12 protein-coding genes and 3 pseudogenes are annotated in these 13,726 nt (G+C 63.2%); 10 read left to right on the top strand and 5 right to left on the bottom strand.

Annotation, left to right across the window (positions count from 1 at the left end; translation table 11 throughout):
• The 6 genes and pseudogenes from RT028_RS05390 (at window position 1) to RT028_RS05365 (ending at window position 5,903) form a co-directional block, all read left to right on the top strand.
• Entirely contained in the window at window positions 1-969 is a 969-nt protein-coding gene (locus RT028_RS05390; protein ID WP_312933246.1) for an NAD(P)-dependent oxidoreductase, read from the top strand.
• Window positions 966-2,417, top strand: coding sequence for an aldehyde dehydrogenase family protein (locus RT028_RS05385; RefSeq protein WP_312933244.1), 1,452 nt, complete (start codon window positions 966-968; stop codon window positions 2,415-2,417). Before RT028_RS05390 ends, RT028_RS05385 begins: the two co-directional genes overlap by 4 nt.
• 102 nt (window positions 2,418-2,519) lie before the next feature.
• The gene (locus tag RT028_RS05380) at window positions 2,520-4,163 is read left to right on the top strand and encodes an acetolactate synthase large subunit (RefSeq protein ID WP_312933242.1); all 1,644 of its coding nucleotides are present in this window, start codon (window positions 2,520-2,522) and stop codon (window positions 4,161-4,163) included.
• A 563-nt stretch (window positions 4,164-4,726) separates the two neighbouring features.
• A pseudogene (locus RT028_RS05375) lies at window positions 4,727-4,807 on the top strand (cupin); the annotation flags it as partial.
• A gap of 263 nt (window positions 4,808-5,070) precedes the next feature.
• Window positions 5,071-5,523 carry a thiol-disulfide oxidoreductase DCC family protein gene (locus RT028_RS05370; RefSeq protein WP_312933240.1) on the top strand — a complete coding sequence of 151 codons (453 nt, stop codon included), beginning with the start codon at window positions 5,071-5,073 and terminating at the stop codon, window positions 5,521-5,523.
• Window positions 5,520-5,903, top strand: coding sequence for a DoxX-like family protein (locus RT028_RS05365; RefSeq protein WP_312933238.1), 384 nt, complete (start codon window positions 5,520-5,522; stop codon window positions 5,901-5,903). Before RT028_RS05370 ends, RT028_RS05365 begins: the two co-directional genes overlap by 4 nt.
• Here the strand turns inward: RT028_RS05365 and RT028_RS05360 are convergent.
• Both RT028_RS05360 and RT028_RS05355 read right to left on the bottom strand, forming a co-directional pair.
• Window positions 5,893-6,066 (bottom strand): annotated as a pseudogene (locus tag RT028_RS05360) (DUF2269 family protein); the annotation flags it as partial. The gene RT028_RS05365 and the pseudogene RT028_RS05360 sit on opposite strands and share 11 nt — an antisense overlap.
• A gap of 22 nt (window positions 6,067-6,088) precedes the next feature.
• A pseudogene (locus tag RT028_RS05355) lies at window positions 6,089-6,829 on the bottom strand (class I SAM-dependent DNA methyltransferase); the annotation flags it as partial.
• Window positions 6,830-7,120: 291 nt separating this feature from the next.
• Here RT028_RS05355 and RT028_RS05350 point away from each other — a divergent pair.
• The 3 genes from RT028_RS05350 (at window position 7,121) to RT028_RS05340 (ending at window position 9,430) form a co-directional block, all read left to right on the top strand.
• Window positions 7,121-7,612: a DUF1543 domain-containing protein gene (locus tag RT028_RS05350; RefSeq protein ID WP_312933236.1), complete on the top strand. Its 492-nt coding sequence runs from the start codon at window positions 7,121-7,123 to the stop codon at window positions 7,610-7,612.
• A gap of 246 nt (window positions 7,613-7,858) precedes the next feature.
• Window positions 7,859-8,716 carry an SDR family oxidoreductase gene (locus RT028_RS05345; protein ID WP_312933234.1) on the top strand — a complete coding sequence of 286 codons (858 nt, stop codon included), beginning with the start codon at window positions 7,859-7,861 and terminating at the stop codon, window positions 8,714-8,716.
• Between the two features lie 210 nt (window positions 8,717-8,926).
• On the top strand, window positions 8,927-9,430 hold the full coding sequence (locus RT028_RS05340; protein ID WP_312933232.1) for a CinA family protein: 504 nt from the start codon (window positions 8,927-8,929) through the stop codon (window positions 9,428-9,430).
• A 76-nt stretch (window positions 9,431-9,506) separates the two neighbouring features.
• Here RT028_RS05340 and RT028_RS05335 read toward each other — a convergent pair whose 3' ends face one another.
• Window positions 9,507-9,956 (bottom strand): DNA methylase, encoded by a 450-nt coding sequence (locus RT028_RS05335; RefSeq protein ID WP_312933230.1) that lies wholly within the window; start codon window positions 9,954-9,956, stop codon window positions 9,507-9,509.
• Window positions 9,957-10,239: 283 nt separating this feature from the next.
• Between RT028_RS05335 and RT028_RS05330 the strand changes: the two genes are divergently transcribed.
• Window positions 10,240-10,749, top strand: coding sequence for a GNAT family N-acetyltransferase (locus tag RT028_RS05330; RefSeq protein ID WP_312933228.1), 510 nt, complete (start codon window positions 10,240-10,242; stop codon window positions 10,747-10,749).
• Between the two features lie 119 nt (window positions 10,750-10,868).
• Here RT028_RS05330 and ilvA read toward each other — a convergent pair whose 3' ends face one another.
• Window positions 10,869-12,431, bottom strand: coding sequence for a threonine ammonia-lyase, biosynthetic (gene ilvA / locus RT028_RS05325; protein ID WP_312933226.1), 1,563 nt, complete (start codon window positions 12,429-12,431; stop codon window positions 10,869-10,871).
• Between the two features lie 707 nt (window positions 12,432-13,138).
• Window positions 13,139-13,726, bottom strand: a 588-nt coding sequence (locus RT028_RS05320; RefSeq protein WP_312933224.1) for a VWA domain-containing protein, incomplete at its 5' end; no start/stop codon positions are given.

Below are 13,726 nucleotides of genomic sequence, written 5' to 3'. Positions count from 1 at the left end.
ATGAGTGAGCATATTGTTTTCCTCGACGACGACGGCCTTGCCGCATCGACGCGACTCAAGCGCCCTGACTGCGAGCATAGCTGGCAGCAGTTTGCCTATACCCATCCTGACCAGGTGCTTGAGCACCTGAAGGACGCCACCGTGGCTCTGACGTGCAGCGTGCCGCTGCGTGAAGCGCACCTGCGTCAGCTGCCGAAACTGAAGATGATTTCCCTCGCACTGACCGGCCGCGATATTGTCGACGTCGATTACTGCGATGCTCATGGCATCGAGGTATCCAGCGTACCTGGCTATGCCGCGAACACCGTCGCCGAACACAGCATGGCGATGATGCTCGAGCTGTTCCGTCGCCCAGCCGCCTTCAGCCGCCTGATGCGCAAGGTGCATGCCGGGCAGGCCGAGTATAAGAACATCTACTTCGATCACCGCATCCGCGATGTGCGCGGCAAGCAGATGGCGATCATCGGCAGCGGCCCGATCGCCGTGCGCCTGGCCGAGCTGGCACGCGCCTTTGGCATGGAAGTCTTGTTCGAGGACCGTGGCGGCAAGCGCCAGGGCATGGATTGCCGCTCGCTGGACAGTCTGCTCAAGAGCTGCGACGTCCTGTCGATCAATGCACCGTTGACGCCCGAAACCTACGACCTGATCAATGCCGAAAAGCTCGCGCTGATGAAGCCTGATGCGCTGCTGATCAACACCGGCCGTGGCGGCATTGTCAACGAAGCTGCCCTCATCGATGCGCTGCAAAACGGCCGCCTGGGCGGCGTGGCGCTGGACGTGGTCGAAGTCGAGCCACTGCACCCGAGCAACCCTTTGCACCAACTTATCGACCGCGACGACTTCATCCTCAATCCACACATTGCCTGGAGCAGTGAGGATGCCATGCAGCAACTGATGGACCGTGCCGTCGACAACATCACCGATTACGTGGCCCGCCACGCCGCCGAGAAAAGGATCCGTACAGCATGACCATCGCCACCAAGAGCAGCTTCGTCGACGGCGCTTTCGTCGCTCTGGACAGCGGCGCCGATATCCTCGAGAACCGCAACCCTTCCAACCCTGGTGAGGTCGTCGAGCGTTTCGTGCGTGCCGATCAGGAATTGACCGAGCAGGCCATCTCCGCCGCACGCCGTGCCCAGCCGGTCTGGGCGCGCAGCAATCCGCAGCAACGCGCCGATGCGCTGGATTTCATCGGTACCGAGATTCTAGCGCGCCGCGAAGAACTTGCGCTGCTGCTGGCCCGCGAAGAGGGCAAGATCGTTCGCGAAGCGCTTGGCGAAGTGGACCGCGCTGGCCGCTCGTTCAAGTTCTATGCTCAGGAAGCCCTACGCGCCGAAGGCGAGAAATACCAATCGGTGCGCCAAGACGTCGGCATTGACGTATTCACTCAACCACTGGGTGTGATTGGCATCATTGCGCCGTGGAACTTCCCGATTGCCATCCCCGCCTGGAAGATCGCGCCAGCACTGTGCTTCGGCAACTGCGTAGTATTCAAACCTGCCGAACTGGTTCCATCTTCGGCCTGGGCCTTGGCCGAAATCATCAGCCGCTCTGGCTTGCCTGCTGGGGTGTTCAACATGCTTATCGGCCCCGGTCGCAGCGTGGGCGATACCATCATACGCTCGCCGGAGGTCGACGGCATCAGCTTCACCGGCTCGGAAAACACCGGTCGCCAGATCGCCAAGCTTGCCGCTGAAGGTATGAAAAAGGTCCAGCTGGAAATGGGCGGCAAGAATCCGCTGATCGTGCTGGATGATGCGGACTTGGAACAGGCCGTGGATGTCGCTCTGAATGGTTCGTTCTTCAGCACCGGTCAGCGTTGCACTGCCAGTTCGCGCGTTATCGTCACTGAGGGTATCCACGATGCATTCGTGGCGCGCTTGGCCGAGCGTACTCAAGCACTGAAAGTGGGCGATGCACTGCAAGCCTGCACCGATATCGGTCCAGTGGTGGATGGTCGGCAGTTGGAGCAGAACCTGTCCTACGTAGCCATCGGACGAGAACAAGGTGCCAAATTGGTTTGTGGCGGTGAGCGCATCGAAAACCAGGCTGGCGCCTACCTCTTCACGCCGGCTCTGTTCACCGAGGTGACTCCGGACATGCGCATCTATCGTGAAGAGATCTTCGGGCCAGTGTTGAGCGTGTTAAAGGTCCGGGATTACGAAGAAGCCTTCGCCGCGGCAGAGGACACCGCTTTCGGTCTTTCGGCGGGTATTGTTACCACCTCGTTGCGCCACGCCGAACATTTTAAGCGTAACAGCACGGCAGGCATGGTGATGGTCAACCTGCCAACCGCTGGTGTGGATTACCACGTACCGTTCGGTGGTAACAGTGCATCAAGCCTGGGCTCTCGCGAGCAAGGCACCCACGCCCGTCAATTCTTCACCCGCGTCAAGACCACATACCAACTGGCCTGATTTCGCTGGTTTCAACGCAGGATGTCATTCGCGAGATCGACGCTGAAGTCGGTCTCGTGAATCTGGTGTCGGAACAATTATAAATTTGAGGTAGTGAGCAAGATGGCCAAGGCCGCCGATGTCGTTGTGCAATGCCTGGAAAACGAAGGTGTCGAGTATGTGTTCGGCATTCCCGGCGAGGAAAACCTCGACCTGCTGGAATCCCTGCGCAAGTCCAGGATCAAGCTGGTCCTGACCCGCCACGAGCAGTCCGCCGGCTTCATGGCCGCCACCTATGGCCGCCTGACCGGCAAGACCGGCGTCAGCCTGTCGACCCTCGGCCCCGGCGCCACCAACCTGGTCACCGCCAGCGCCTACGCCTACCTCGGCGGCATGCCGATGATGATGATCACCGGCCAGAAGCCGATCAAGAAGTCCAAGCAGGGCCGCTTCCAGATCATCGACGTGTGCGGGATGATGGACCCCATCACCAAGTACACCCACCAGTTCGCCTCGGCCGTCAACATCCCGGCGCGCATGCGCGAAGCGTTCCGCCTGGCCGAGGAAGAGAAGCCGGGTGCCGTGCACCTGGAGCTGCCGGAAGACATCGCCGCCGAGCAGACCGACGCCCTGCCGATCCCGCGCAGCCTGCATCGCCGGCCGCTGGCCGAGCACAAGGCCATCGAGGCCGCCGTCGAGAAACTGCGCAACGCGCGCAACCCGATCCTGGTGATCGGCGCCGGCGCCAACCGCAAGATGACCGCCAAGGTCCTCAAGCAGCTGATCGACCAGACCGGCATCCCGTTCATCACCACCCAGATGGGCAAGGGCGTGGTCGACGAGCGCCACCCGCGCTTCCTCGGCAACGCCGCGCTGTCGTCCGGCGACTTCGTCCACCGCGCCGTCGAGGCCGCCGACCTGATCGTCAACATCGGCCACGACGTGATCGAGAAGCCGCCGTTCTTCATGGTCCGGGGCGGCACCGAAGTCATCCACATCAACTTCCGCTCCGCCGAAGTCGATGCGGTGTACTTCCCGCAGGTCGAAGTGATCGGCGACATCGCCAACGCCGTCTGGCAGATCGGCGAAGCGCTGAGCGACACCGCGCACTGGGACTTCACCCGCCTGATGGCGATCCGCGAAGCCAACGAGGCGCAGATCGCCGAAGGAGCCGACGACGAGCGCTTCCCGGTCTACCCGCAGCGCCTGGTCGCCGACATCCGCCGCGCGCTGCCGTCCGAAGGCATCGTCGCCCTGGACAACGGCATCTACAAGATCTGGTTCGCCCGCAACTACAAGGCGCACAAGCCTAACACCGTGCTGCTCGACAACGCCCTGGCGACCATGGGCGCCGGCCTGCCGTCGGCCATGGCGGCGCACCTGGTGCACCCGGACCGCCCGGTGATCTCGGTGTGCGGCGATGGCGGCTTCATGATGAACAGCCAGGAGCTGGAAACCGCCGTGCGCCTGGGCATGCACATCACCGTGGTGATCCTGCGCGACGACGGCTACGGCATGATCCGCTGGAAGCAGGCCAACATGGGCTTCACCGATTTCGGCCTGGACTACGGCAATCCGGACTTCGTCAAGTACGCCGAGGCCTACGGTGCCAACGGCCACCGCGTGGAAAGCGCCGAGGGCTTCCTGCCCCTGCTGGATCACTGCATTTCCAACCCCGGTGTGCACGTGATCGATTGCCCGGTGGATTACAGTGAAAACGACCGCATTCTGAATATGGACCTGCGCGAGCGTAGCGCGGCTGTCTGAGGAAGAAACAATGAGACATTCAAGTACAGCATTGAAGACTGTCTTGATGTTAAATATACGTGCATTTGCATGATGACCCTATTGAATGAACTCTTGTGGTAATTGGTCCCTCTTGGGACGCGGGCGCTTAGCGCCCGTTTTTACCTTTTCGCAAACCCGCCCCAATAACCTATAACCCCCAGGTTATCCGGCTTTGGAAAATGTTTATTTGACGCATCAGGTCTGGTAACTTATCTTGGCTGATGACCATCAAGGAGCTCCATAAGCATCATCGCAACCTCTAAATTCCTTTCCAAGGATTATGTCTGTAGCCATTAGGCTAGCTCTGCCCAGTTTCGACTGGAAACCCTTCATCAAAGGTTCAAATTAACCGTCCTTCTAACGCCTGTGGCCTGACAAGCCGCGCCATGGCTAATTCGTAAGCTGATCATGAGCTGCATGCTACTTCACGGTGTCATGTCGCCAACAAGAAATAAAAGATCAGCCGTACTTGGAGCCCCCATGATTCGCCCAACTCTCTCGATAGAAGATGTTGCACTCAACCGATTTCATCGGCTACTCACCTTGAGCCGGGTGCCAAGGGCAAATGGACAGTGCTCGAAGACATGAAGAAGAACTTCGTGATCCTCTTGCCCGCGAGCTAGTGGCGTGCTTCGCAGGTAAAATCATCGTCCCTGCTCCAGCGCTTTTCACTAGTTCGCCAAGCTACGCCATGATCAGCCGCTCATGGCGAAACACAGCAAGGACGATGAATTGGATAGCGCTTCCGCAATCTCGCATCCACGATCGGCCTCGAGCTGCCGCAGCGGTTTTCTGCCCGGATCGCCCAAGCCCACTCAGACTGCCACACTGCCACCGCTTCCTCTGGGTATGATTCATCCTCACTCACCCGACTGGAATCACTCCCATGCCCACCTCGCAGATCCGCCCCGCCCCCGCGCCCCTCCTGCAGCCCGGTGAAACCGTGGTGCTGTTCGACGGTGAATGCAAGCTGTGCAACGGTTGGGTGCGCTTTCTGATTCGCCATGACCCTGCGCAACGGCTGCGGCTGGCGGCCGTGCAATCGCCCGAGGGGCAGACGTTGCTGGCCTGGGCAGGATTGCCGTTGGACCAGTTCGACACGCTGGCGGTGATCCGCGACCGCGCCTGTTGGCTGCGCTCGGAAGCGGTGTTCGAGATCATCGGGCAGCTACCAGCGGCCTGGCGCCCTTTGCGGCTGCTGCGGGCCGTTCCACGGGTGCTGCGCGATTGGGCTTACGATCGCATTGCGCGCAACCGCTATCGGCTGTTCGGCAAATACGACCGTTGCCTGCTGCCGAATGCGGACCATGAGCAACGTTTTCTCAAGGCACCGTTGTGAATGCTCTGGCGCGCATCAACTGGATCGCTCGCGGCGGCCTGGCGTTCATGTTCGCCTACCATGGCCTGGTGCCGAAGTTGCTGTGGTTGAGCGCGGGCGAGCAGGCGATGATCCGGGCGCATGGGATCGAGCAGGTGCAACTGTTCGCCATCCTGGCAGGCATCGGGGAAATTGCCCTGGCGTTGTGCATCCTCCTTGCGCCACGCCATCGCTGGCCGATCGCAGTGGCGGCGACAGCGCTGCTGGGTCTGCTGGTGGATGTGGCGTTGGTCAGCCCAGGGCTGCTCAAGGAGGCGTTCAATCCGGTATCGCTGAATGTGGCGGGGTTGGCGCTGTGCGCAGTGGCCTGGAGTGCCGGGCGTGGAAATGTCAGGCGCTAGCCAGCAAGCCGACCAACTGCCACGGCGTCATCTTCGTGACCATGAGCAACACGATCACGAACATCCCCAGGAAACCAAGAACCCCCATCCAGAACCATTTGCGATACATCTCGCGATAGCCCTCCTCAAGCGCAGCGCCGCTCTGCGTTGCAGTCGACGCCATCGCTGCCTCGATCTGAGACCTCGCGCTTGACGCACACGAACAAGGCATTCCCGCTGGTGCCACCCCAGGGCGCGATGCGTTGATAGTCATGTTCGAAGACGTGCACGTCGAACAGCGGCTGCAACACCCGCTGCAACTCGGCGAAACTGAAGGCCACCATGCGGTGTTCGTCCTGCCAGATCTGCGTCACGCCAGCGGTGGTCTTCTGAATGCTGAGGCGCAGCGACTGCTGCTCGCCCTCGCCCGGATAATGCCAGCCCGAGCCGAAGGTGAAATGGCTGCCTTGGTGCTCCACGCCATGGCGTACGGCCAGGCCGTTGTCGATCTGGCCCTTGTCCACCGCGTTGAAACAGAACACACCGTCGTCGGCAAGCGCGGCGTGCACGCTGGCCAGGCACGCGCGCAACTGCGTCAGCTCTGCGTTGTAATGGATGGAGTAGAGAAAGCAGGTGATCAGGTCTTGCGGCTGGCCTACCTCGAAACCGGCCATGTCCTGGCGAACGAACTGCGCCTCGGGGCACCGTGTCTGGGCGACTTCCAGCATTGCCGGGCTGATGTCCAGGCCGGTGCTGTGGTAGCCAACGTCGAGGAAGTGCCGCACATGCGGCCCGGTGCCACAAGCCAGGTCCAGGTGCCGACGTCCGCCATTTCCGAACAGCTGATGCAACCGAACCACGCTATGGCTTTGCGCCGGATAGTCGATGTCGGCGCACATCAGGTCGTAGTAGATGGACAGGTCGGTGTACAGCGCGTTGGAGGACATAGGCAGCCAGCATGTGCGAAAGAAGATTTTGCTGGCGCATGGTAACTCAGTCGCGCACTGATCGAGCGGCGGCGATAGACGCCCGCATGGCCGCTCTCAGTTGACGACCCGTTCGACTTCCAGCGGCTGGCCGCACGCGCCTTGCGGCCGAGGGCGTCGATAGAGCCGCTGCCGCCCTGCACGGGCCGAAGCCAGCCGCCGGCCCACGCGTGATTCACACCCAACCTGCCGCTTGCGTCGTTCAGCCAATCCCACACAATGAGCGTTCCTTTGACCGTTGTGGATGTCCCCATGCTCTACGTCGTTCTGCTCGGCGGCCGTCACCCGCGCGCCAGCATCGAAGTCCACGATGTGCTGTTCGCCCAGGCCGACACCCTGGCGCACACCTACCCGCAGTTACGTGCGAGCTGGTTCGGCAGCCTCAAGGGCCTGCACATCGATGCCTGGATGGAGGTGCATGGTGTAGAGGGCTATCGCGTGGAGTTCAGCCAGGCCAGCCCCGCGCCTGGTGCGATGCGCCTGTTCTTTCTCAACCTCGGCGGTTACGAGCCAGGCGTGTTTGGCGAAGCGCATCGCTACCTGCTGGTGCCGGCGCCTGACAAAGCCGCCGCCAAGCGCCTGGGGCGCCAGCGCATGGCAGCAGGTTGGCTGAAAGCGCACACCGACGCGGTGCTGGATGTGGATGACTGTCTGCCTATCGATCTGGTCGGCGGCCGCTATGTGCATCTGGTCGAAGGCGAACACAGCGGGATCATTCAGCGCAGCGACTACGTGTTGATTTGACCTTAGTGTGAAGTCTTCCGAGATTCTGCCTTCGCTGCCGACTGCTGAAAAAGCCGCGCCGCCGGCGCCGAGCCACTTTGCCATCCGTCTTGAGTTTTCCCGCGTTCGCTGCCAGTGACAGCACGTGGCCGGGGTGGGTGAATGCATAAACGTGCCGTCCGTCGCCGAAATTCACATCCACTCCAATACTCCTGGCCCATGCCCTTCAAACAGTCATGAGTATCGTCATCTACAGGAGCACGAAGCATGCGTGAGTACCCCAAGCCACCCTTCCCGTCCCAGCCGCAATCGGTGCCCGGCTCGCAGCGCAAGATGGAGCCGTATCCGGACTGCGGCGAACAGTCCTATGTGGGCCACGGCCGCCTCGACGGCAAGATCGCGCTGATCACCGGCGCGGACAGCGGCATCGGCCGTGCCGTCGCCATTGCCTACGCCCGTGAAGGCGCCGACGTGGCCATTGCCTACCTCGACGAGCACGAAGACGCCCAGGAAACCGCGCGCTGGGTGGAAGCGGCAGGCCGTCAGTGCCTGTTGCTGCCGGGCGACCTGGCGCACAAAGAGCACTGCTACGACCTGGTTGACAAGACCGTGGCGCAGTTCGGCCGCATCGACATCCTCGTGAACAACGCCGCCTTCCAGATGGCTCACGAAAACTTCGAAGACATTTCGGATGATGAATGGGTGATGACCTTCAACGTCAACATCACCGCCATCTTCCGCATTTGCCAGCGCGCGCTGTCGTCGATGCCCAAAGGCGGCTCGATCATCAACACCAGTTCGGTGAACGCGGATGATCCGTCGGCCAAGCTGTTGCCGTATGCCACCACCAAAGGCGCCATCGCCAACTTCACCGCAGGGCTGGCGCAGCAACTGGCTGACAAGGGCATTCGCGTCAACAGCGTCGCACCTGGGCCGATCTGGACGCCGCTGATTCCGGCCACCATGCCCGATGAAGCCGTGAAGAACTTCGGCGCCGCGTACCCGATGGGCCGCCCGGGGCAGCCGGTGGAAGTGGCGCCTATTTACGTGCTGCTGGGCTCGGACGAGGCCAGCTACATTTCCGGATCGCTGTACGCGGTGACCGGCGGCAAGCCGATTCTCTGATCGGACGGTCATGCACCGCGCCGGCTTGCCGGCGAGGCTGCCGCCCTGTAAAACGCCGCGATCCCCATACCGGACCGCGGCGTTTTCGCATTATTGGCGCTGCCCGCCTAAGCGCTGGAATACAGCATTGCGGACACTGACCCTATCCTGAGCTGAACCCCTGCGTCGCCAGCACGTCCACCGCAACACTGCCACCGAGTCGATCCGCCCATGTCCCGCGACCCTACCTCAGCCGTCCTTGATTACCTGAAAGCCCACCATCTGCTGCTGACCACGGCCGAGTCCTGTACGGCAGGGCGCATCGTGTCGAGGCTGGCCGAGCATGACGGCGCCGGCGAAGTGCTGGAAAGCGGCTACGTGGTGTACTCGCCCGCGGCCAAGCAGCGCCTGCTCGGCGTCGACCCCGCCACCATCGAACGGTTCGGCCTGACCAGCGAAGCGGTCGCTTGGGAGATGGCGCGCGGTGCCCTGCGCGACAGCCAGGCCAACGTCGCCATCGCCACCACCGGTGTCGTCGGGCCGGCGCCGGCCCCTGGGGTGTTGCCCGGTACCGTGTGTTTCGCCTGGGCATTTGCCGGCGAAACGGACGCGGTGTTCACCGCCACGCAGCGCTTTTTCGGGGCACGGGCACAAGTCATTCAGGACAGCGCGTTGCATGGGCTGACACGGCTGATGCATTACCACGAGCGCTGGTTGCGCGGTGAGCGGTCCTGAGGTGAACAGGCCCGCAACGGGGAGCGGAGCATCGGCGGGAGAGCTGCCGCGCGTGATGTGCCCCACCCCGCCTGGATCAGACAGGCGCGTCTTCAGCAAACAGCAACACCCTGGCCGCCTCGCGCATGAAAATTTCCACGGTCTTCGGACCGATGCCCTCGAAGGTCAACAGCCAGCGCTCGAACGCTGCTCGCGTCAGCTCACCAGCCCGAAGCGCCTCCTGTTGCGCCGGCATCTGCGCCTCGAATGCGGCCCCCAGCGCGCGCAAGCGTTGCGCGGTCGACTCATCGTAACGGGCATACCCTGCCTGCCCCAGTCGCCGCACCAGCACCGCATGCGCACAGCCGGCGAGCTTGTTCGGCGTGTCCAGGCCCTGCTGTTCCACCAACTGGCGGTAAGCCTCGACTGCCGCCGCCGCACGAATGCGCTTACCCATCAGGAATGCAGCCACCAGCCAGTGGAACAGGCCGGGGTCGCTGGGGTGGGTGAAGTGGATGGCGAGGTCGTGTGCGGTCACTGGCGGCATGGATATCGCTCCTGAATCCCTGTGAGTGTGGGCGTCCACACTCTCAGATCGCGATACGCCGCGGATGTGCAGTACAACGTTCGCCCCTGTCCGCAGCGATGGGCGGCGAGGCCCGCCGCAGACCCATGCCATCGGAAGGTTTGCCAAACCTGTCAGTGCCTGCCGCTCTGCCGGCATGCTGACAAGATCGGCACGAGACCGACTAGACGCCTGAGCCCTGGCACTCTGCCACGCACCTGGTTTAGAGTGAAACGTCTACCTCGCCGACACAAGGACGACGCCGATGCCCCCCGCCACACCCGCTATCCACATCGCGCCCATGACCGCCGCGCACATCGACGGGATCACCGCGCTGTATCACCACGCAGCGGTGTGCCGCCAGGTGCTGCAGATGCCGTTTCAGTCCACCGAGGTCTGGCGCAAGCGGCTGGAAATGCACACGGAGCGGCGTGTGGCGTTGGTGGCGCTGCACCAGAGTGAGGTGATCGGCAATGTCGGCCTGGTGCAATCGGAGCGGATTCGGCAGAGCCATGTCGGCAGTTTGGGCATTGGGGTGGCGCCTGCCTGGCACGGCAAAGGGGTTGGCTCACTGCTGATGCGGACGGCGCTGTCAATTGCCGATGACTGGATGAACCTGCGTCGGGTGGAACTGACGGTGTTTGCCGACAACGAGCCCGCGCTGGCGCTCTACCGCAAGTTCGGCTTTGAAATCGAAGGGCGGTTGCGTGACTACGCAGTGCGAGACGGGGCGTATGCCGATGCCTTCACCATGGCCAGGCTACGCCAGCGCTGAGAGCCAGCGGCCAAAGGCGGCCGCGATGGCATGGGCGCCTGCCGTGATGGGGCAACGGCGCTCGCGCTGCAAAGGCTCAGCCCACGCTGCGTTCACGCTTGTTGTGCCAGCCATCAGCCTTACCCCAAGAACAGTTGATACGCCGGATTTTCCGTCTCATCCCAATAGGCGTATCCCATTGCGGCCAACGCCTGTTGCAGCTGCACATGCTCCCCATCAGTCACTTGCAGCGCTGCCAGCACCCGCGCCTGGGCTGCGCCGTGGTTGCGGTAGTGGAACAGGCTGATGTTCCAGCGCTGGCCGAGCCGTTGCAGAAAGTCCAGCAACGCTCCCGGTCGCTCGGGAAACTCAAAGCGCAGCACGCGCTCCTGAGCGGGCAGTGCGGCATGACCACCCACGGTATGGCGTATGTGCAGCTTGGCCAGCTCATTGTCGGTCAGATCGACGGCCTCGAAGCCCTGCGCCGCCAGGCTGGCCAGCAAGTGCGGGCGCGGGTCATCGACCGGGTGGGTCTGCACGCCGACGAACAGCCGCGCTGGCTGGCCAGGGTGGCAGCGATAGTTGAATTCGGTGATCTGGCGCTTGCCCAGCGCCTGGCAGAACGCGCGAAAGCTGCCCGGCCGCTCGGCGATGGTGACGCCGATCAGCGCTTCGCGTTGCTCGCCCAGTTCAGCGCGTTCGGCCACGTGGCGCAGGCGATCGAAGTTCACATTGGCGCCTGAATCGATGGCCACGAGGGTCTGGCCGCTGGCCTGTTCACGGGCGACATAGCGCTTGATGCCGGCCACCGCCAGTGCGCCGGAAGGCTCGGTGATGGAACGGGTGTCGTCATAGATGTCCTTGATTGCAGCGCACAGTTCGTCGCTGCTGACGGTGATCACTTCGTCGACGTAATGCCGGCACACGTCAAAGCATTGGGCGCCGATCTGTGCCACCGCAACGCCTTCGGCAAAGGTGCCCACCTGCGCCAGGATCACCCGTTGGCCGGCGGCCATGGCCGCTTGCAGGCAGTTGGCATCATGCGGCTCGACGCCGATCACCTTCACCTCCGGCCGTAGATATTTGACGTACGCAGCGATGCCGGCAATCAACCCGCCCCCGCCGACGGGGACGAAGATGGCGTCGAGCCGACCGGGGTGCTGACGCAGGATCTCCATGGCCACGGTGCCCTGCCCGGCCATTACATCGAGGTCATCGAAGGGTGGGATGAACGTGGCGCCGTCACGCTCGGCCAGGTCCAGGGCATGGGCAATGGCCTGGGCCAGGCTGTCGCCATGCATCACCACCTCGCCACCGCGCGCGCGCACGCCGTCGACCTTCAGTGCGGGGGTGGCGGTGGGCATGACGATGATCGCGCGCACGCCCAGGTGCGCGGCGGCCAGGGCCACGCCCTGAGCGTGGTTGCCGGCGGACGCTGTGACCACACCGCAGGCGCGCTGCTGGGGTGTCAAGCGGGAGAGACGCGTGTAGGCCCCGCGGATCTTGAAGGAGAACGTGGGCTGCAGGTCTTCGCGTTTGAGCAGCACCTGGTTGCCCAGGCGCTGAGACAACGCAGGGGCAACCTGCAGGGGCGTCTCGATGGCGAGGTCATAGACCGGCGCAGCAAGAATGCGCCGCACGTGCTCGGACAGGCACGGGCGCAGCGGGGAAAGCGACGGCGGGTTGACGGTAAGGCTGGTCATCAAGAGCTCCTGGCGGTGTGGGGTGCCGAGGAGTCAGAGTGTGAAAACCCGCCTCCAGGGCGGGATTGCTGCACGTGAGCGCTAGTCCGCCAATCTGATGATGGCGGTAATAATCTGGCTGACGTGCGAGAGCGGGAAGGCGTTCATGGGTAGGAAACTTAGCCTGGGCAGCGCTGAGTCGTCAACACTGACGTTGCTGTGCTGAGAGCGGCACACCGTACAGGACGACTCAATCTACCTGCTGTTTCGCAACGCCTGTATCGGGGTCCAGATGACCCTGCCCATCGCGGCCCGTGTGGGAGCGGCTTAAGCCGCGATGGGCGGCGTAGCCGACCCAAGGCTGCAACCTCTGATCTCCTGCTCTTTCGCGGCGCCTGTATCGGGGTCCAGATGACCCTGCCCATCGCGGCCCGTGTGGGAGCGGCTTAAGCCGCGATGGGCGGCGTAGCCGACCCAAGGCTGCACCTCTGATCTCCTGCTCTTTCGCGGCGCCTGTATCCGGCCGGCTAGGCCGGCCATCGCGACTGAAGTCGCTCCTACAGGGACCGCTGTTATCGCGAGACACGGATGCGTAGTGGAGACCAAATGTGCCTCCCCCCAAGATCTCAGTAATAAGCGGCCGGTCCGGCGCGCCGGTCAGCCGCGATGGGCGGCGCGCCGACCCAAAGAGAACGAACCTGAGACTCATACGCGCCAGCCCAACAAGGCTATTCAAGCTGCCGCAATTCATCCAGATGCCAGTATTCGGCCTGTAGCTGCGTAGCCAGAAGCTCTGCCCTGCCCAGCCGGACCGATGCCCGCTCGATATCCACCAGCAGGCTTGCGCACGGTAACGGGCTCACTGGCGTCCAGCGTTGCAATCGACCATCGGTGAATATCAGGCAACGCTGGACTTCGTCGGGGTGCTGGCGGGCGCGTGCTGCCAACCACTGGCGGGCCTGCTCGAGCGCGGCCAGCAGCGGTGTACCGCCCCCTGCGCCCAGTGCTTGCAGCCACGGTTGCAGCGCCGCCGAAGCCTTCAGGCCATGGCGCTGCCAGCGGGGTTCGCGACCACTGGCGGTCAGCAAGGTCAGCCGCGCGCGTTGACGGTAGGCCTGGTCGAATACCTGAGCCAGCAACCCCTTGCACTCGGCCAGCGCGCCCTGCCGACGGGTGGACGCCGAGGCGTCGACGATCACCAGCCACAACTCCGGGCCTTGTGCCTGACGCTGCTGCCAGCACAGGTCGCGCCGCGTTCGCGGGCGACCGTTGAGCAAGGTCCGCAACCACGCGACGCGGCCGTCGCTGGCCGCGCG

It is taken from the genome of Pseudomonas sp. (genome assembly GCF_032058845.1).
In the GTDB taxonomy this organism is placed as follows: Bacteria; Pseudomonadota; Gammaproteobacteria; order Pseudomonadales; family Pseudomonadaceae; genus Aquipseudomonas.
This window is presented reverse-complemented; position numbering and strand designations above follow the sequence as displayed.

Bases quoted from the DNA above. Each gene is read 5' to 3' on its own strand.
- RT028_RS05390 (WP_312933246.1), top strand. From the start codon at position 1: ATGAGTGAGCATATTGTTTTCCTCGACGACGACGGCCTTGCCGCATCG.
- RT028_RS05385 (WP_312933244.1), top strand. From the start codon at position 966: ATGACCATCGCCACCAAGAGCAGCTTCGTCGACGGCGCTTTCGTCGCT.
- RT028_RS05380 (WP_312933242.1), top strand. From the start codon at position 2,520: ATGGCCAAGGCCGCCGATGTCGTTGTGCAATGCCTGGAAAACGAAGGT.
- RT028_RS05370 (WP_312933240.1), top strand. From the start codon at position 5,071: ATGCCCACCTCGCAGATCCGCCCCGCCCCCGCGCCCCTCCTGCAGCCC.
- RT028_RS05350 (WP_312933236.1), top strand. From the start codon at position 7,121: ATGCTCTACGTCGTTCTGCTCGGCGGCCGTCACCCGCGCGCCAGCATC.
- RT028_RS05345 (WP_312933234.1), top strand. From the start codon at position 7,859: ATGCGTGAGTACCCCAAGCCACCCTTCCCGTCCCAGCCGCAATCGGTG.
- RT028_RS05340 (WP_312933232.1), top strand. From the start codon at position 8,927: ATGTCCCGCGACCCTACCTCAGCCGTCCTTGATTACCTGAAAGCCCAC.
- RT028_RS05335 (WP_312933230.1), bottom strand. From the start codon at position 9,956: ATGCCGCCAGTGACCGCACACGACCTCGCCATCCACTTCACCCACCCC.
- RT028_RS05330 (WP_312933228.1), top strand. From the start codon at position 10,240: ATGCCCCCCGCCACACCCGCTATCCACATCGCGCCCATGACCGCCGCG.
- ilvA (WP_312933226.1), bottom strand. From the start codon at position 12,431: ATGACCAGCCTTACCGTCAACCCGCCGTCGCTTTCCCCGCTGCGCCCG.